Annotated in this window: 14 protein-coding genes and 6 tRNA genes; 12 read left to right on the forward strand and 8 right to left on the reverse strand. The window is 72.9% G+C overall.

Annotated features, from left to right (window positions below):
* Window positions 1–289: 289 nt before the first annotated feature.
* The 3 genes from QQX10_RS01065 to QQX10_RS01075 form a co-directional block, all read right to left on the reverse strand.
* Window positions 290–364: transfer RNA gene (locus QQX10_RS01065), tRNA-Val, on the reverse strand.
* 25 nt (window positions 365–389) lie between these two features.
* A complete protein-coding gene (locus QQX10_RS01070) occupies window positions 390–1,259 on the reverse strand; it encodes an aminotransferase class IV (protein ID WP_301144336.1) in 870 nt (289 codons plus the stop codon).
* The gene (locus tag QQX10_RS01075; protein WP_301144337.1) at window positions 1,256–2,356 is read right to left on the reverse strand and encodes a chorismate-binding protein; all 1,101 of its coding nucleotides are present in this window, start codon (window positions 2,354–2,356) and stop codon (window positions 1,256–1,258) included. The genes QQX10_RS01070 and QQX10_RS01075 overlap by 4 nt, the downstream gene beginning before the upstream one ends.
* 92 nt (window positions 2,357–2,448) lie before the next feature.
* Here QQX10_RS01075 and QQX10_RS01080 point away from each other — a divergent pair.
* From QQX10_RS01080 to QQX10_RS01110, 7 genes are all read left to right on the forward strand, one after another.
* Window positions 2,449–2,521, forward strand: a tRNA-Gly gene (locus tag QQX10_RS01080).
* Window positions 2,522–2,554: 33 nt separating this feature from the next.
* Window positions 2,555–2,625 (forward strand) — tRNA-Cys (locus tag QQX10_RS01085).
* Between the two features lie 5 nt (window positions 2,626–2,630).
* Window positions 2,631–2,705: transfer RNA gene (locus QQX10_RS01090), tRNA-Val, on the forward strand.
* A gap of 231 nt (window positions 2,706–2,936) precedes the next feature.
* Window positions 2,937–3,009, forward strand: a tRNA-Gly gene (locus QQX10_RS01095).
* A gap of 37 nt (window positions 3,010–3,046) precedes the next feature.
* Window positions 3,047–3,121, forward strand: a tRNA-Val gene (locus QQX10_RS01100).
* 167 nt (window positions 3,122–3,288) lie between these two features.
* Complete coding sequence (locus QQX10_RS01105) at window positions 3,289–3,954, forward strand: histidine phosphatase family protein (RefSeq protein ID WP_301144338.1); 666 nt, start codon at window positions 3,289–3,291, stop codon at window positions 3,952–3,954.
* Between the two features lie 64 nt (window positions 3,955–4,018).
* Window positions 4,019–5,404, forward strand: coding sequence for a DUF2252 domain-containing protein (locus tag QQX10_RS01110; protein ID WP_301144339.1), 1,386 nt, complete (start codon window positions 4,019–4,021; stop codon window positions 5,402–5,404).
* A gap of 16 nt (window positions 5,405–5,420) precedes the next feature.
* Here the strand turns inward: QQX10_RS01110 and QQX10_RS01115 are convergent, their stop codons facing one another.
* The 3 genes from QQX10_RS01115 to QQX10_RS01125 all read right to left on the reverse strand — a co-directional run bounded on the left by QQX10_RS01115 (window position 5,421) and on the right by QQX10_RS01125 (window position 9,055).
* Window positions 5,421–6,776 carry a PAS domain-containing protein gene (locus QQX10_RS01115; RefSeq protein ID WP_301144340.1) on the reverse strand — a complete coding sequence of 452 codons (1,356 nt, stop codon included), beginning with the start codon at window positions 6,774–6,776 and terminating at the stop codon, window positions 5,421–5,423.
* Between the two features lie 118 nt (window positions 6,777–6,894).
* Window positions 6,895–8,061, reverse strand: a complete 1,167-nt coding sequence (gene fucO / locus QQX10_RS01120) for a lactaldehyde reductase (protein WP_301144341.1) — start codon at window positions 8,059–8,061, stop codon at window positions 6,895–6,897.
* Window positions 8,062–8,188: 127 nt separating this feature from the next.
* Entirely contained in the window at window positions 8,189–9,055 is an 867-nt protein-coding gene (locus QQX10_RS01125; RefSeq protein WP_301144342.1) for a GNAT family N-acetyltransferase, read from the reverse strand.
* A 98-nt stretch (window positions 9,056–9,153) separates the two neighbouring features.
* Between QQX10_RS01125 and QQX10_RS01130 the strand changes: the two genes are divergently transcribed.
* Window positions 9,154–9,651 (forward strand): hypothetical protein, encoded by a 498-nt coding sequence (locus QQX10_RS01130; protein ID WP_301144343.1) that lies wholly within the window; start codon window positions 9,154–9,156, stop codon window positions 9,649–9,651.
* Between the two features lie 6 nt (window positions 9,652–9,657).
* Here the strand turns inward: QQX10_RS01130 and QQX10_RS01135 are convergent, their stop codons facing one another.
* The gene (locus QQX10_RS01135) at window positions 9,658–10,215 is read right to left on the reverse strand and encodes a TetR/AcrR family transcriptional regulator (protein ID WP_301144344.1); all 558 of its coding nucleotides are present in this window, start codon (window positions 10,213–10,215) and stop codon (window positions 9,658–9,660) included.
* A 144-nt stretch (window positions 10,216–10,359) separates the two neighbouring features.
* Here QQX10_RS01135 and QQX10_RS01140 point away from each other — a divergent pair, with 144 nt between their 5' ends.
* From QQX10_RS01140 to QQX10_RS01155, 4 genes are all read left to right on the forward strand, one after another.
* Window positions 10,360–10,863: an organic hydroperoxide resistance protein gene (locus QQX10_RS01140; RefSeq protein ID WP_301144345.1), complete on the forward strand. Its 504-nt coding sequence runs from the start codon at window positions 10,360–10,362 to the stop codon at window positions 10,861–10,863.
* Between the two features lie 75 nt (window positions 10,864–10,938).
* Window positions 10,939–13,452, forward strand: a complete 2,514-nt coding sequence (gene treY, locus QQX10_RS01145; protein ID WP_301144346.1) for a malto-oligosyltrehalose synthase — start codon at window positions 10,939–10,941, stop codon at window positions 13,450–13,452.
* A complete protein-coding gene (gene treZ / locus QQX10_RS01150; protein WP_301144347.1) occupies window positions 13,449–15,194 on the forward strand; it encodes a malto-oligosyltrehalose trehalohydrolase in 1,746 nt (581 codons plus the stop codon). The genes treY and treZ overlap by 4 nt, the downstream gene beginning before the upstream one ends.
* 111 nt (window positions 15,195–15,305) lie before the next feature.
* Window positions 15,306–16,682 carry a hypothetical protein gene (locus QQX10_RS01155; protein ID WP_301144348.1) on the forward strand — a complete coding sequence of 459 codons (1,377 nt, stop codon included), beginning with the start codon at window positions 15,306–15,308 and terminating at the stop codon, window positions 16,680–16,682.
* Here the strand turns inward: QQX10_RS01155 and QQX10_RS01160 are convergent.
* Window positions 16,679–16,867: a hypothetical protein gene (locus QQX10_RS01160; RefSeq protein WP_301144349.1), complete on the reverse strand. Its 189-nt coding sequence runs from the start codon at window positions 16,865–16,867 to the stop codon at window positions 16,679–16,681. The two genes, QQX10_RS01155 and QQX10_RS01160, sit on opposite strands and share 4 nt — an antisense overlap.
* Between the last annotated feature and the right edge of the window lie 23 nt (window positions 16,868–16,890).

Genomic DNA, 16,890 nt, shown 5'->3' on the forward strand with positions numbered 1-16,890 from the left:
GACGCCCGCATCGTCCCCTCACGGGGATGCGGAGACGTGCCGCGAACGGTGCCTTCCTCGCCACGAGCGCCGGACCCCGTCCGGCATCGTGCTCCCCACGGCTCGCGCGCGGCGCGCTCCCGTGCAGCGGAGCGGCCCGCGGCGCCCGCGCGAACCTCCGCGGGCGGCTGCCGTGGCCCCGCGTCGTCCGCGGGACACCTGAAGCCTACCGCCGCCCGACCCCGGGGCGCCGCATCACGGCGCCGCCGGGAACGGGAAGAGGCCGCCCGGAACCCGGACGGCCTCTGCGTGGTGGGCGATACTGGGATCGAACCAGTGACCTCTTCCGTGTGAAGGAAGCGCGCTACCCCTGCGCCAATCGCCCCGCGGTGCGGAGACAACTATAGCGGCTATTTGGACCGTCGCGGTGCAGGATCCGCGTCGTGCTCCGCACGCACCGCGAACACCGCGGCGAGCCGCGTGAGCATCGCGCCGGGCCGCAGGTCGGTGCCGTCCAGGCTCGCGAGCGGCTGCACGCGCCGCGTCGACGAGGTCACCGCAAGGTGCGCCTCGCCCTCCAACGCGCGGTCCAGCACGTCCATGCCGAGCTCGCCCACCGCGGCCACGCGGATCGGGATCCCAGCATCCGCGCCCCATTCGAGCGCGAGTCCGCGCGTGATGCCGGCGAGGCAGCCCGCCGCCAGCGGCGGGGTGAGGATCTCGTGGTCGCGCTCGACCAGCACGTTGCTGGCCGTGCCCTCGCAGAGGTGGCCGTGGGTGTTCGCCATGAGGGCCTCGTCCGCGCCCCGCGAGCGCGCGAACTCCATCATCACCACGTTCTCGGCGTAGGAGGTGCTCTTCACCCCCGCGAGCGGCGAGCGCTCGTTGCGGCGCCATGGCACGCGGACCGCCCGGCACTCGGTCAGCGCCGGCGCGTCGGTCGCCGTGATCACGATGCTCTGCGGGCCGGCACCGCGGGCCGAGCTCATCGGGCCGCTTCCCGACGTCACGGTGATCCGGACCCGCGAGAGGCCGTCCGCCTCCGCGAGCACGGCGCCCACGCCCTCGCGCACCAGCTCGACATCGACAGGCTCCAGGCCGATGCGCGTCGCCGAGTACGTCAGCCGCCTCAGGTGGCGCGACAGCGCGAACGCGCGCCCGTCCACCACCTCGAGGGTCTCGAAGACCCCGTCTCCCACCGTCAGCCCATGGTCACCGGCGGCGATCAGCGCCTCGTCCGGTTCCCGCAGGCGTCCCCCAGCCCACACCACGAGTGTCATGGCGTCATTGTGGCGGTCGATGCCAGGGCGATCAACCGACGCGCCTTGAGCTCGGTCTCCTCCCACTCCGCCACCGGGTCGGATCCCCACGTGATCCCCGCGCCGGTGCCGAAGGTGAGGCGTCCCCCCTGGTCAGGCGCCCACACGAAGGTCCGGATGCCCACCGCGAGCTCCGCGCGGCGCCGATCCGCGTCGATCCAGCCGATGCCGCCGCAGTACGGGCCGCGCGCGGTCGGCTCCTCGCGCGCGATGATCCGCAGCGCGGAGGACTTGGGAGCGCCGGAGACCGAGCCGGGCGGGAACGTGCCGGCGAGCAGCGCCGGCCACAGCGCCGGCGTCCAGTCGAAAGCGTCGGCGAGCTCGGCCTCGACGGTGGACTGCAGGTGGACCAGCCCGGGCAGGTCGTGCAGGCCCAGCAGCTCGGGGACCCCGACCGAGCCCGGCGCAGCCACATGCGACAGGTCGTTGCGGATCAGGTCCGTGATCATGATGTTCTCGGCCTCGTCCTTGGGCAGCATCGGCTCGCCTGGAGCGGCCGTGCCCTTGATCGGGCTCGAGGCGACCCTCCGGCCGTCCACGGCCAGGTACAGCTCCGGGGATGCGGAGACCACCCACGCGCCCGGCCAGGCGTCGGTGGCGGGAATGACGATCCGGGAGGCGAAGCGAGCCGGGTTCCCCGTGGCCAGACGATGCGCGAGCGCGACCGCGTCCGGGCCCGGCTGAGGTGCCGGCAGCGGGGCGCCCAGCATGCGGCACAGGTTGACCTGGTAGACCTCGCCGTCGCGGATGTCGGAGCGGATCGCCTCCACCCCCGCCGCGTACGCCCCCGCGTCGAGGGTGGTCTCCCAGCTCTCCGCGGGCGGCCCTTCCCAGACCCGTCCGGGTGCGGGCTCGGGCACCGGGTCGTCCTGCCTCTCGACGCGCGCCATCCGCCACGCGTCGAGCCGGCCCTCGAACGTCGCGACCACGACCCAGAAGCCGCCGGCGGCGATGCGTGCGCCGTCCCGCGCAGGGTCGGCGTGCTCGACCGGCTCCCAGGCGCGGACGCCGCGGAACGCCGCGCTGCCCGCCCGATCCGGGTCGTCCTCCCACCTCACGGCACCACCGTAGCCGCGGCCGGTCGCCGATTTGGACTTCCCCCGGATCTGGGCTAACCTCTATCTCTCGTCGGGGGTCATGCCCCGACAGCGCGGACGTGGCTCAGTTGGTAGAGCATCACCTTGCCAAGGTGAGGGTCGCGGGTTCGAGTCCCGTCGTCCGCTCGAAGGTTCGAGACCAACCTCGTGTTGGTACACGGTGGGTTGGCCGAGAGGCGAGGCAGCGGCCTGCAAAGCCGTATACACGGGTTCGAATCCCGTACCCACCTCGCATGGGCGATTGGCGCAGCGGTAGCGCGCTTCCCTGACACGGAAGAGGTCACTGGTTCGATCCCAGTATCGCCCACCACGCGAGACAGGCCCCCGGAGAGATCCGGGGGCCTTCTGCATTCCCCCGGTCGCACCCTTGGCCACCGAGCGATCCCGACCGGCTCCCCGCCGGGACACCGAGGTCCGGGAACCAGCGCCCGGCGCGCCCCGCGGGACCGCCGGTTCTGGTCGGGCCGCGGCGCGTCGCGGTCACCACGGACGCCCGGGATCCGGTAGAGTCTTGCCCGGCCCGAACACCGGTTCGGTCCACGCGGACGTGGCTCAGTTGGTAGAGCATCACCTTGCCAAGGTGAGGGTCGCGGGTTCGAGTCCCGTCGTCCGCTCGAAGGATCGCCCTCCGGGGCGATTTCTTGTATACGAGGGCGATTGGCGCAGCGGTAGCGCGCTTCCCTGACACGGAAGAGGTCACTGGTTCGATCCCAGTATCGCCCACCACGCGAGAGGGGCCCCCGGAGAGATCCGGGGGCCTTCGTGCTGGAAGCCCTGACGTCCGCCCGACGTTCACCTCTCAGCGACGCCGGCCCCGATCCCCCGCTGCCGGCATCGCGAGCACACCGCATCGACGCGCGCCGCCGGTGCGGCGCGCCACCTAGGAGACGCGCATGACCCTCACCCTTCACCTGGTCCGCCACGGACGCACCGTGTACAACACCGAGCACCTCCTTCAGGGCTGGTGCGACTCGCCGCTCACGCCCGAGGGTCTCGACGGGGTCCGTGCCACGGCCGAGGCGCTCGCCGAGGTGCCGTTCGTCGCCGCGTACGCGAGCCCTCTCGGGCGCACCGTCGCGACGGCCCAGGAGATCCTCGCGCATCACGACGGCCTCGACCTCACCCTGCTCGACGGGCTGAAGGAGTTCTCCTTCGGCGACCACGAGAAGGCGCCGGAGGAGGAGTTCTGGTCCGAGCACAGTCCGGACGCGGTCTTCGGCGCGGTGTTCGACGGCACGTTCCCGGGCTTCCCCGGCGGCGAGTCCGGCGCTGCCTTCATGGAGCGCACCCGGCAGGCGTTCGCGAGGATCACCGCGGACAACCCCGACGGCGACGTGCTCGTCGTCAGCCACGGCGTGACGCTGCTCACCCACCTCGCGCGCGTGTCCATGGCCGCAGGCCAGGGCCCGCTCACGACGCCGCTCCCCAACGCCTCGGTCTCGGAGATCACCGTCTCCGGCGGGCGCGCACGGGTCCGCCGCGTCGCCTCCGACCCTGCCGGCCACGGCATCCCCGGCGGCGTCCGCCCCGGCTTCGCCTTCCCTCCTCAGGCGGCCTGACGCGTCGAGCACGGCAGACGCGGTCCGCGCGCGCCACGGTCGGAGCACGCCGCATGATGGGGCTATGACCACCCGGCCGGATCTCGCCATGACCCTGGACGCCCAGCTCAGCGCCGGCCGTGCGCTGCGTCGATCGGTCGCCCGCCGCCAGCACGCGCTGCTGGAGATGCCCGACCGCGACCCCGTCGCGATCCTCGAGGCCCAGCACCGGGGGCGCGTCCCGGAGCTGGTGCCCGTGCGGGTCGCCCGGATGCTCGAGTCGCCGTTCGCCTTCTACCGCGGCAGCGCCGCCCACATGGCCCATGACCTGCGGGACGCCCCGCGCACGGGCATCGTGGTGGTCGCGTGCGGCGACGCCCACCTGGGCAACTTCGGCTTCTACGCCTCCCCCGAGCGCGAGCTGGTGTTCGACCTCAACGACTTCGACGAGGCCAACGTGGGGCCGTGGGAGTGGGACCTCAAGCGGCTGGCGACGAGCGCCGTGCTCGCCGGGCGCGAGGTCGGGATCGACGAGCGGACCTGTCGAGAGGCCGCGACCGCGGCCGCCCACGCCTATCGCGACACCCTGAACCGCCTCTACGCGCACACCGCGCTCGAGCGCTTCTACTTCCGGGTCGAGGCGGACGCACTCCTCGACCGCATCGACGCGGGACCCGACCGGAAGGAGCTCCGGAGGGCGCAGCGCAAGGCCCGTCGACGCTCGTCCGAGCAGGTGCTGACCTCCGTCGCGACCGTCGGGAGCGGCCTCGACACGCGCATCGTCGATCAGCCGCCGGTCCTCCGCCACCTCGGGGTGGCCAGCCCCGAGCAGATGACCGGCATCCTGCGGACCTACCGCGAGTCGGCCGCGTCCGACGTCGCGGTCCTGCTCGAGCAGTACACGCTCGTCGATGCTGCCTTCCGGGTGGTGGGCGTCGGCTCGGTCGGCCTGCGCGCGCACATCGCGCTGCTGATCGGCCCGTCGGGAGAGCCCCTCATGCTCCAGCCGAAGGAGGCCGTCCCCTCCGTGCTCGTCACGTACGGCGGCATGGCGTTCGGGGACACCCGTCGCCGCGCCGTGGCCCGGCCCTCGCGAGGGGTCGAGGGGTGGCGGGTGGTGACCGGTCAGCGCGTCATGCAGGCCGTGTCCGACCGGTTCCTCGGATGGCTCGAGTTCGAGGGCCGCGACTTCTACGTCCGCCAGTTCCGCGACATGAAGGGCGCCGTCGATCTGGACAGGCTCACGCCGTCGCTCCTGGTCGAGTACACGCGGCTCTGCGCCGCGGTCCTCGCCCGCGCGCACGCGCAGAGCCCGGACGGCGCACGGATCCTCGGCTACCTCGGCCGGAGCGACCGGTTCGACGATGCGGTCGCCCGGTGGGCACGTGACTACGCCGACCAGGCGGAACGGGACCACGCGGCGCTGGCGGCGGCGGTCCGGTCGGGCCGGCTGGCCGCCGTGGCCACGTGATCCGGACGAGCGGGGGTCAGAGCGCCCGCACGCCCTCCCCGACCGCCGCCGCGTGCGCGAGCAGGCGGTCGGTGGGCGCCGGCACCGCCTGCTCCCGGCACGCGGCGGCCAAGGCGGTGAGGCCCTGCATCTGCCCGAGCACGCCGCGCAGCGCATCGTCCACCGGGCCGAGCACGCCGGCGAGACGCCCCGAGACGCCGGAGCGGACCACCAGGTTGCGCCAGTTCGCCATCATGCGCTGGAACTCGAGCAGGCGGCCGTGCGCGGCGTCGATCGCGTCGGCGATGCGCCGCAGGCCCTCGGCGGAGCCGGTGCGCAGCTGATCGCTCGCCACCACGGAGTCGGCGACCGTCCGGGCAAGATCGGCGATCGAGGTCACCGGATCGCCGTACGCCTCGCCGGAGAGCGCCTCGCCGGCGAAGATCAGCGCCATGTCGGTGTGGAGGACGGACAGCGCGAGCGAGGCGCGCAGGTCAAGGAGCAGCGCGCGCTGGTCGTCGAGCGCCGCACCCAGAGGGGTCAGGTCCTCGCCGACGCCGCGGGCCAGCGTCGCGACGGCCCGTGCGGTCGAGACCAGGACCGGCGCGGCGTCGGCGACGCTCGCCGCCGCCTCCGCAGCCGCGTCCGTCGAGCCCTGGAGCAGCGCGAGCGTCCGTTGCAGGTCGTCGCGCGCCGCCGTCAGCTCGGAGGCGAGCCCGACCGTCACGTCGTACCGGCCGCGCAGCGCCTCGAGCTCGTGGTCGACGCCCACCAGCCCGCTCACCACGGAGGACCACGGGGTGCCCGGCTCGGTCGTGGGCGCCGCGGGCGGCGCGACCGCACGTCGCGCGTCCACCTCGGCGGGGAGCGCGGCGCGCAGGACGTCGTCGTAGGAGTCGAACCCGAGCGCACGCAGCCGCGCGGCGAGGTCCGCCGCACCACGCGCGGCCGCGTCCGCCCGCGACGCGCCCTCGGCGCGCCAGCGCGCCTCGAGCTCTCGCGTCTCCCGGTACGCCGCGTCGACCGGCTCGAACAGATCGGGGCGCATCACCGCGGATCGCACCGAGATGAAACCGTCGCGGAGCGGCGTCACCGTCGAGAAGGTGAGGTACTCGGCGCCGTCGCGCGCGAGGTTCCGCACGTAGGCGACCATCGGGCGCCCCGCGAGGATCCGCTCCCACATGATGTGGAACGCGGCGCCCGGCATCGAGGGGTGTCTGATGATGTTGTGCGGCGCGCCCAGGAGCTCGCCCTCCCCGAAGCGCGACAGCCTCACGAAGGTCGAGTTGACGCTGGTGATGACGCCCCGTCGGTCGGTCGTGGAGAAGAACACCTGGCCCGCGGGGTACGCGCGCACCTCACCGGTCGGCTCGGCTCCCACGGGTCGTGCCATCGTCTCCTCCTCGGGTCGGGTGATGACCCCACGGTAGGAACCGGAGGGCGAGCGGCCTGGGCGCCACGCCGCACGAGCGCCCGGGGCACGTGCCCCGGGCGCTCGGCGCGGCCGCGGATCAGCCGACCGTCACCCCCAGCAGCGAGCGGTACAGGGTCTCGAACTGCGCGACGGTGGTCTCGCGGGGGTTGCCGCCCGCGCACACGTCGTCGAAGGCGGCCTGCGCGAGCGCGGGGACGTCGTCCGCGCTCGCGCCGATCTCGTCGATCGTGAGCGGGTTGCCCAGGTCGCGGGTGAGCTGCGCCACGGCGTCGACGGCGGCCTCGCGCGCGTCGTCCAGCGGCATCGCGTACGCGTTCTCGACACCGAAGGCGGCGGCGATGTCGCGGTACTTCTCCCCCGTCTCGGGCGCGTTGAAGCGCATGACGGGCGCGAGCAGGATGCCGTTGGCGACGCCGTGCGGAGCCGAGTAGAACGCGCCGAGCGGGTGCGCCATCGCGTGCACGATGCCGAGGCCCACGTTCGAGTAGCCCATGCCCGCGACGTACTGGGCGAGCGCCATCCGCTCCATCGCCTCCGCGTCGCCGTCGGCGGCCGCACGCAGCGACGATGCGATCACCTGGATGGCCTTGAGGTGGAACAGGTCGGACAGCTCCCAGGCGCCCTTGGTGGTGTAGCCCTCGATCGCGTGCGTGAGGGCGTCGAGCCCGGTCGCGACCTTGAGCGACCGCGGCGCGGTGGCCATCATCTCGGCGTCGACCACCGCGAGGATCGGGATGTCGTGCGGGTCGACGCACACGAACTTGCGGTTGTTCTCCACATCGGTGATGACGTAGTTGATCGTGGTCTCGGACGCGGTGCCGGCCGTGGTCGGGATCGCGATGATCGGGATCGACGGGTGCGTCGTGGGCGCGACGCCCTCGAGCGAGCGCACGTCCGCGAACTCCGGGTTGGCCACGATGATGCCGATCGCCTTGCACGTGTCCTGCGGCGAGCCGCCGCCCACCGCGATCAGCACGTCGGCGCCCGAGGCCTGGAACGCGGCGACACCGGCCTGCACGTTCTCGATGGGCGGGTTCGGGAGCACGTTGTCGTACACCTCGTACGGGAAGCCGGCCGCGTCGAGCAGCGCGGTGACCTTGCCCGTCACGCCGGTCTCGATGAGCACCTTGTCCGAGACCAGGAACGCCTTGGTGAAGCCTCGCGCGGCCAGCTCGCCCGGGACCACCTCGATGGCGCCGGCGCCGAAGTACGCGGTCTGGTTCCAGATCATCCGATGTGCCACAGTGCACCTCTCCTTCCGGGGCCCGCAGGCCCGCACGGTACGAGGGCGGTCGCCCCCTTGCATGAATCGTTTCAAGCGAGGGGGCGCGAGACGTGGGACGGAGGTCCCAGCGGACGATGCGGGCGCGTCAGTGGGAGGCGCGCCAGACCCAGTTGCGGCGCCGGTAGAGCTCGACGAAGCCGGCGCGACGCATGGTGCGCAGCGACTCCCCGCCCTCGCCGTCGCCCTCGGCCGGCGCCTCGGCGGTGAGCCACGTGCAGCCCATGTCGGTCGCCGCCTCGATCCTCGCCTTGAGCAGCGCGCCCTGGGCGCCCCGGCGTCGAGCGTCGGGAAGCGTCGCCGATCCCGCCATATGGGCCACGTCGCCCCCGATGAACACGTTCGCGGCGGCGACCAGCCGGTCTCCGTCGAAGGCCCCGTAGGCGTAGAAGTCGCGGCCCACGATCGAGGCGAGCATCGCCACCAGGTCCTCCTGGGTGGGCATGCCGAAGCCCCGGATCAGGACCTCCGCCCACGCCGGCGCATCGCGGGCGTCGATCCCGGAGACGCGCAGCTCGGTCGGCGCCTCCGCCACCGGGGTCGAGCGGTGGCGGATCAGCTTGACCAGGGTCCGGCCCGCCCTCAGGTGGTGACGCGCCGCGATCTGGTCCCAATCCCCCGGCAGGAGCACGTCCGGGATCTGGATCGCCGCCGCGGGCACCTCCGCGCCCCGGAAGAAGTCGACGAGCCGCCCGACCAGCGCATCGTCCACGGGCTCGGTGAGCCCGTGCGCGAGGGCCCGGCTCCAGTAGCCGCCCGTGGGGTCGTGCTGCATCGCCAGCGCGATGCCGGATCCGAACGTGGCGGCCTGGATGCCCATCGCGCGTCGCACGCCCCGCGGCGACAGCGCGACGGTGGACCACAGGGCGCGCGCCTCGGACAGCTCGGCGATGCTCATCGCCGTCTCGGGATCGAGGCCCAGGGCCTCGGGACCACGCGGGGTGGCGACATCCATCGGAACCTCCTCAGACGTCACTCAGGCTACGCCCGCACCGCCGACGCGGCCAGGGCGGACGGCGTTACGGTGGAGGTGAGCGACTCGAGGAGGTTCTCATGTCCCGCGAGCAGACGCTGCTGCAGGCGGCGATCGACACCACCGGCGACGCGACCATCGAGGACGTGGCCGAGTTCATGCCCCAGGAGGTCGCGGACGACGCGGTGATGAGCGGATGGGAGGACCGCCGCGCGCGCCATGTGACGAGTCCGCACACCCCCGCGGCGCGCGCGCTCGGCGAGGACCTGGCGCACGATCGCACCGAGCTGCCGCCTCACGTGTGCCTCGCGGTGAGCCCGACGGAGGTCCACGTGCTGGGCATCCCGCACGGGTTCTGGTCGGCGCATCCCCGCGAGGCGTACCTCATGGGGACGTTCGCTCGGCAGGACCTCGAGGTGACGGTGAAGGGGCGGCTCACGGACCGCCTGGTGACGGTCGACGACCGCGCGTCGGGCGCGCACCTGACGCTGGTGGCCGACCGCATCTCCGCCTATCACCCGCGTACGCTCCTCGAGCTGCTGCGCATGGGCCCCGACGACCAGTCCTCGCCGGGCTGAGCGGGCTCAGCCCGCGTCGCGGACACCGGCCGCGGCGAGCAGGGCGTCGAGCGAGCCTGCGAGCTCGCGGGCGACCAGGCCCGGGTCGCTCGACAGGTACCCGGCGACGAGCGCTCCGTCGCGCAGCATCATGATCTGCTCCGCGAGACGCTCCGGATCCGCCGCGCCGCGGGCGCGGACCCAGCCGGCGATCGCCCCCGTCATGAGGCTGCGGAAGTCCGACACCACCCGGCGGACGGGGTGCGCGGGGTCCGGGTACTCCGCCGCCGCGTTGATGAACGGGCAGCCGCGGAAGTGCGGTCGGCACATCTCCTCGGTGAGGGCCGCCGCGACCTCCGTGGTGGAGCCCGGCCCCCCCGCGGCCGCGGCGTCGTCCAGGAGCGTGCGGACCCGAGCGAGCTCGCCCTCGAGGTAGGCGACGACCAGCGCATCCTTGGACGGGAAGTGCCGGTAGAAGGTCACCTTCGAGTAGCCGGCGACCTCCAGCACGCGATCCGCGCTCACGGCACGGATGCCGTGCTCGGCGAACAGCGCGGCGGCGACGTCGACGATCGCGTCGCTCACCCCTGCTCCCCGTCGCGGTCGCGACTCCGTCAGCTCCATCGATCCTCCTCGGTCCTCGGGAACAATCCTGCCCCGGCTTGCGTTCTCGCCAAAGTAGACGTACTAGTAACTCTACAAACCGCAGCCGAACTCGAGGGAGCACCCATGACCGAGCAGACCCGGACCGCCGAGGCCGACGTCGACATCGCCCCGGGCGCGAGCGCCGGCCACGACGCCACGCCCAAGCACCCCAAGGCCTTCTACACCGCGGAGGCGACCGCCACCGGAGACGGGCGCAACGGCAGGGTCGCCACCAGCGACGGCCTGCTCGACCTCGACCTCGTGATCCCCAACCCGATCACGAAGCCCAAGAAGACCAACCCCGAGCAGCTCTTCGCGTCCGGCTTCGCCGCGTGCTACAACTCCGCCTTCCAGGGCGCGGCCAAGCTGATGAAGGTGCGCCTCGCGGAGTCGACCGTGACGGCGCGCGTCGGCATCGGCCCGGTCGCCCTCAACCGCTTCGGCCTCGGGGTCCGCCTCCATGTCACCGCCACGGGCATCGACCAGGAGACGGCCGAGCGGGTCGCCGAGAGGGCCGAGCAGATGTGCCCCTACTCGAACGCGACCCGCGGGAACATCCCCGTCGAGATCCAGGTCACAGCCAAGTAAGGCGCAGGCAAAAGGAATGCCAGAGCCTTCGGGTGCGTCTGCCATGATGGACACACCCGAGGGAGGCCTTCATCCATGCCTGAGACCGCTCATGAACGTGCGCATCGCACCGGGCACCGCACCGGCGCACCGGTGCCGACAGCGACCTATCGCCTGCAGCTGAGCGCGGACTTCACCTTCGCCGACGCAGCGGCGCGGCTCGACTACTTCGAGGCGCTCGGCGTGAGCCACCTCTACCTCTCCCCCGTGCTGACGGCCGCCCCCGGCTCCACGCACTACTACGACGTGGTCGACCACTCCCGGATCGACGATGCGCTGGGCGGGCTGGACGGTCTGCGCGACCTGTCGTGGCGGGCAGGCGAGCGCGGCATCGGCCTCGTGGCGGACGTGGTGCCCAACCACATGGCGGTCCCCACCCCCGCGTATCACAACCGCGCGCTGTGGTCCGTGCTCGAGCACGGCACCGACTCCGACTACGCGCACTGGTTCGACGTCGACTGGACGTCCGGCGAGCCGGTGCTCATGCCCGTGCTCGGCCAGCGCATCGGCACGGTGCTCTCGAACGGCGAGCTCACGGTCGACCGCATGGTCGTGCCGGGACACGAGGACCGGGGCGAGGTGCCGGTGCTGCGGTACTACGAGCACGTCTTCCCCGTGCGCGAGGGCACCGAGAACCTGCCCCTCGCCTCCCTGGTCGAGGAGCAGCACTACCGGCTCGCCTACTGGCGGGTCGCCAACGAGGAGCTGAACTACCGACGCTTCTTCGACGTCGGCTCCCTGGTGGCCGTGCGCGTCGAGGACCCCGACGTCTTCGACGCGACGCACCGGCTGATCGTCGACCTCATCAAGGACGGCACCATCCACGGGCTGCGGATCGACCACCCGGACGGCCTCGCCGATCCCGAGGGCTACATCGCGCGACTGGCGGACGCCACCGACGGCGCCTGGATCGTGGTCGAGAAGATCCTCGAGGACGAGGAGCGGCTGCCCACCACGTGGAAGGCGTCCGGCACCACCGGCTACGACGCCTCGTGGCGCGTCGGAGCGCTGCTCCGCGATCCCTCGGGCTCGTCGCCGCTCGCGGGCACCCTGCATCGGGTGGCCGGCGACGCCATGGGCGAGCTCCCCGGGATGATCGACGCCGCCAAGCGCGAGATCGTCAAGGACTCGCTGTCGAGCGAGGTCCACCGCCTCGCGACCATCGCGCACCACGTCTGCACCACCGACGTCCGCCTGCGCGATCACACCTGGCGGGCGCTGTACGACTGCCTCCGCACGCTGCTGGTGACCTTCGACCGCTACCGCGCGTACGTGGTCGCGGGCGAGCCGCCGAAGCCGACCTCCCTCGAGGTCATCGACCACGCCGCGGAGCGCGCGCGCACCATGCTCGACCCCGAGCGGCACGAGACGCTCGACGTGGTGGTCGACCTGCTCAAGGGCGCCGAGGTCGGCTCCGCCGGGCGGACCAACGACGCCCGACGCAGCGAGCTCATCACCCGGTTCCAGCAGGCCTGCGGCGCCGTGATGGCGAAGGGCGTCGAGGACACCGCCTACTACCGCTGGACCCACCTTCTCCCGCTGTGCGAGGTGGGCTCGCCCGCGGGCCGCTTCGCGATGCCTCCCGCCGCGTTCCATGCCTGGGCGCACGAGCAGCAGCAGACCTACCCTCACGCGATGACCTGCCTGTCCACCCACGACACCAAGCGCTCCGAGGATGTGCGCGCCCGGCTCGGGGTGCTGTCCGAGGCAGCCGACGACTGGGACGCGCTCGTCGCGCGGCTCCAGTCCGCGACCGCCGAGATGCGTCCCGTCGAGCTCGACGGCCGCATGGAGAACCTCTGGTGGCAGACCCTGGTGGGCACCGCCGACGAGCACGGGCTCATGGAGTGGGAGCGCCTCGAGGGCTACCTCACCAAGGCGATGCGCGAGGCCAAGACCCACACCACCTGGACCTCCGTGAACGAGCAGTACGAGCTTCAGGTGCTGTGGTTCGCCCAGGCGACCCACGCCGACCCCGCCGTCCGCGAGGAGGTCCTCGCCTGGAACCGCGCGACCGCCGAGGGCGTGCGCAGCGCCGTGCTCTCCCAGAAGCTCATCCAGCTCACCATCCCCGGCATCCCCGACGTGTACCAGGGAACGGAGCTGCTGGCGCCCAGCCTCGTCGACCCCGACAACCGTCGCGCCGTCGACTTCGACGCGCGTGCCGAGACCCTCGCGCGCATGGCGGGACGGGCCAAGCCGCGCACACTCGACGAGGAGAAGATGCGGGTGACCCACGAGGCGCTGAGGCTGCGGCGCCTCCACCCCGGCGCCTTCATCGGCCCGTCGGCGGGCTACCACCCGCTCGCCTCGTCGTCCGGGCACGCGGTCGTGTTCGCCCGGACCGACGGCGACGAGCCCATCGTGGTGACCGTCGCCACCCGTGTCGCGCTCGAGCTCGAGCGCCTCGGCGGATGGGCCGAGCACACGGTCCAGCTGCCCGACGGCGAGTGGCACGACACGATCGGTCGTCGCACCTTCGCGGGCGGCCCGGTGCCGATCGCCGACCTCCTCCGGTCGCACCCCGTGGCCCTCCTGGAGCGCGCATGACGGCGCCGATCCGGGTGTGGGCACCGCACGCATCGTCCGTCGAGTGCCGGCTCGGCGCGGGGGACGATGCGACGCTCGCCTCGATGTCCCGCGGCGACGACGGCTGGTGGACGGGGCCGGCCGTGCCCGCGGGAACCGACTACGCCTTCGTCGTCGACGGAGGCGGCCCCTTCCCCGACCCGCGGTCGCCATGGCAGCCGGCGGGCGTGCACGGGCCCTCGCGGACCTTCGACGCGCGATCGTACGCGTGGAACGACGCCGGCTGGCGCGGTCGTGAGGCTCTCGGCGCGGTCCAGTACGAGCTTCACATCGGCACCTTCACCCCGCGCGGGACCCTCGACGCGATCGACGAGCGCCAGCTGGCGGACCTCGCCCGCCGCGGCGTCGAGATGATCGAGCTGATGCCCGTCGCCGCCTTCCCCGGCGAGCGCGGCTGGGGCTACGACGGCGTCTCGCTCTACGCGGTGCACGCACCGTACGGGGGACCCGCGGCGCTGCAGCGGCTCGTCGATCGTGCGCATGCGCACGGGCTCGCCGTCTGCCTCGACGTCGTCTACAACCACCTCGGTCCCGACGGCAACTACCTGGCGCAGTTCGGTCCCTACTTCACGGACGCCCACGAGACGCCGTGGGGCTGGGCGGTGAACCTGGATCAGCCCGAGGCCGCGGGCATGCGCGCGTTCATCGTGGACAACGCACTGCGGTGGTTCGAGGACTTCCACGTCGACGCGCTGCGTCTCGACGCCGTCCACGCGCTGGTGGACGACTCTGATCGCCACATCCTCGCGGAGCTGTCGGACCGCACCGCGGAGCTGTCCGCGCGGCTGGGCCGCCCCCTCTCGCTCATCGCGGAGTCCGACCTCAACGACGTGCGCATGGTCACCCCGACCGCCGACGGCGGCCTGGGGATGGACGCCCAGTGGGCGGACGACGTCCACCACGCGCTCCACGCCTACCTGACGGGCGAGACCCACGGGTACTACTGCGACTTCGGGTCGATCGAGGCGCTCGACAAGGTCTACCGCGAGGTGTTCGTCCACGACGGCTCCTACTCGACGTTCCGAGGAGAGGACTGGGGCGCGCCCGTGCCGCCCGACCTCGACCGGCGCCGCTTCGTGGTCTTCGCCTCCAACCACGACCAGGTCGGCAACCGCGCGATCGGCGACCGTCCGGCGTCCCGGCTCACCGCGGGCGGCCAGGCGGCCTCGCTCGCGCTCGTGCTGCTGTCGCCCTTCACACCCATGCTCTTCATGGGCGAGGAGCACGGCGAGACCAGGCCGTTCATGTTCTTCACGGACCACGACGAGCCGCTCGGCTCGGCCGTCTCCGAGGGTCGGATGAGCGAGTTCGCGGGCCACGGCTGGGAGCAGCTCTACGGCGGTCACGTCGACGTCCCCGACCCGCAGGACCGCCGGACCTTCCTGCGGTCGAAGCTGGGCGCGGGCGTCGCGGCGACCACCGGCACCAACGAGCGCATCGTCGCCTGGCTCGCGGACATCATGGAGGTGCGGACGCGCACGCTCGACCCCGCCGCCTGGGAGCGCCACCCCGCCGGGGCGTCGGAGCAGCAGCCCCGTCAGCTCACCATGCACGGCCCCGTCGCGGTCCACGCGAACCTCTCGGGCTCCCCGATGGCGGTGCCGGCCGGCGAGGTGCTCGCCACCTTCGGCAACGTCGCCTCCGGGCCGGAAGGGATCTCGCTCGCTCCCGACGCGGTCGCCCTGGTGGCCCGCGCGGGCTGACACGGGACCGGAGGGGCACGATGCGCGCGGCCCCACCGTACCCCTAGGCTCGTCCGTGCGGGCGGGTCGCGCCCGCGCATGCGCCGCCACGAGGCACCAGGGGGATCCATCATGGCCGGACCGACCAAGGCACAGATCGAGGCTCGCCTGCGCGAGCTCGAGCAGGAGAACGCGCAGCTGCGCGGAGCGCTCGAGACGGCCGCAGCGCCCTCCCCGGAGCCCGCTCCCGCGGAGCCGGTCCCCTCACCGCCCGCCCCGCGCATGCGCGGTCGCGCGTTCCTCGGCATCCTCCTGATCGTCCTCGGCACGGTGATCGCACCCCTCGCCATGGTCGCCGGATTCGCCTCCCGCCAGGTCAGCGACACCGACACGTTCGTCGCGACGCTCGCGCCGCTGTCCGCGGATCCCGCCGTGCAGGCCCTCATCGTGTCCGAGGCGTCCGCGGCGATCGATCAGGCGCTCGACACCGACGCGCTGGTCGCCGAGCTGCTCGACGGCGTCATCGACGCCGACTCCACGCCGCGGCTCGCCCAGGCCTCCGAGCTGCTCGGTCCCCTGCTCGCCGACCAGGCCAGGGTCGCGATCCGCAGCGCGCTGACCACCGTGGTCGAGTCCGACGCGTTCTCCACCGTGTGGGAGCAGGCGCTCCGGCTCACGCACGCGCAGCTGGTGGCCGTCATGGAGGCCGACGCGGACGGCGCCGTCGCGATCGACGACTCGGGCACGGTCGCCATCCAGCTCGCGCCGATCATCGCCGAGCTCAAGCCCGCGCTGGTCGACGCCGGATTCACGCTCGCGGACTCGATCCCCGAGGTGACCGCGACCATCACGGTCGCCGAGGTCCCGGCGATCGCGAAGGCACGCCTCGGCTACTCCGTCCTCACGACGGTCGGCGACGTGCTGCCGTGGATCGCGATCGTGCTCCTGATCGTCGGCGTCGTGGTCCACCCGCGCCGCCCGCGCGCCGTGATCGTCGCCGGCACGCTCCTGCTCGTGGTCGGCGCCATCATCGGCGGCGCCATCGCGATCGGCGGCTCCGTGGCAGCGGCGCTCATCGCGACCCAGGTGCCCACCGCCGCGACCGCGGCGATCTACGGCGCGCTGACCGGGGAGATGGCCGCGGTCATGCTCGCCTGGGTGGTGCTCGGAGTGATCGCCATCGCCGCGGGGCTGCTCGCCGGGCGCTCGGCCGGGGCCGCCGCGGCGCGACGCTCCGGCGCCGACCTGCTCGAGCGCGGGGCGTCGCGGCTCGATGCGCGGGGGTGGCGCCCGGAGGGCGTGCCAGCCGTGCTGCGCCGCCACGGCTGGCTGCTGTGGCCCTGGCTGGGGGCGATCCTGGTGCTGCTGCTCGTGACGATGCGGCCCCTGAGCCCGTGGGACGTGGTGCTGGGCTCGCTGATCCTCGCCGCGGCAGCGGCGCTGTTCGGCGTGCTGCGCGGGGGCACGCCCGAAGCCGCCGAGGACCCGGAGGACGTCCCGGCGGTCTAGGCGTTGAGGAGCTCGAACAGGTCGTAGATCAGGAACGCCGGCCAGACGAGCGCCTGGAGCAGCGCCCCGACGTGCTCCCAGAAGCCCTCGGCCTGCTGCCAGAACCACACCGCCGAGCCGATCATCGCGAGGAAGTATGTGCCTCCCCATCCCGCGTTCGCGCCCGCGTTGCCACCGCTGCTCATCGCACACCCCCTCGGGACGCGTT

It is taken from the genome of Demequina lignilytica (assembly GCF_030418305.1).
GTDB classification, from domain to species: domain Bacteria; phylum Actinomycetota; class Actinomycetes; order Actinomycetales; family Demequinaceae; genus Demequina; species Demequina lignilytica.

What these genes read in the sequence shown, in the direction of transcription:
- QQX10_RS01070 (WP_301144336.1), bottom strand. Translation starts at nt 1,259, where the DNA reads ATGACACTCGTGGTGTGGGCTGGGGGACGCCTGCGGGAACCGGACGAG.
- QQX10_RS01105 (WP_301144338.1), top strand. Translation starts at nt 3,289, where the DNA reads ATGACCCTCACCCTTCACCTGGTCCGCCACGGACGCACCGTGTACAAC.
- QQX10_RS01110 (WP_301144339.1), top strand. Translation starts at nt 4,019, where the DNA reads ATGACCACCCGGCCGGATCTCGCCATGACCCTGGACGCCCAGCTCAGC.
- QQX10_RS01115 (WP_301144340.1), bottom strand. Translation starts at nt 6,776, where the DNA reads ATGGCACGACCCGTGGGAGCCGAGCCGACCGGTGAGGTGCGCGCGTAC.
- QQX10_RS01125 (WP_301144342.1), bottom strand. Translation starts at nt 9,055, where the DNA reads ATGGATGTCGCCACCCCGCGTGGTCCCGAGGCCCTGGGCCTCGATCCC.
- QQX10_RS01130 (WP_301144343.1), top strand. Translation starts at nt 9,154, where the DNA reads ATGTCCCGCGAGCAGACGCTGCTGCAGGCGGCGATCGACACCACCGGC.
- QQX10_RS01140 (WP_301144345.1), top strand. Translation starts at nt 10,360, where the DNA reads ATGACCGAGCAGACCCGGACCGCCGAGGCCGACGTCGACATCGCCCCG.
- treY (WP_301144346.1), top strand. Translation starts at nt 10,939, where the DNA reads ATGCCTGAGACCGCTCATGAACGTGCGCATCGCACCGGGCACCGCACC.
- treZ (WP_301144347.1), top strand. Translation starts at nt 13,449, where the DNA reads ATGACGGCGCCGATCCGGGTGTGGGCACCGCACGCATCGTCCGTCGAG.
- QQX10_RS01155 (WP_301144348.1), top strand. Translation starts at nt 15,306, where the DNA reads ATGGCCGGACCGACCAAGGCACAGATCGAGGCTCGCCTGCGCGAGCTC.
- QQX10_RS01160 (WP_301144349.1), bottom strand. Translation starts at nt 16,867, where the DNA reads ATGAGCAGCGGTGGCAACGCGGGCGCGAACGCGGGATGGGGAGGCACA.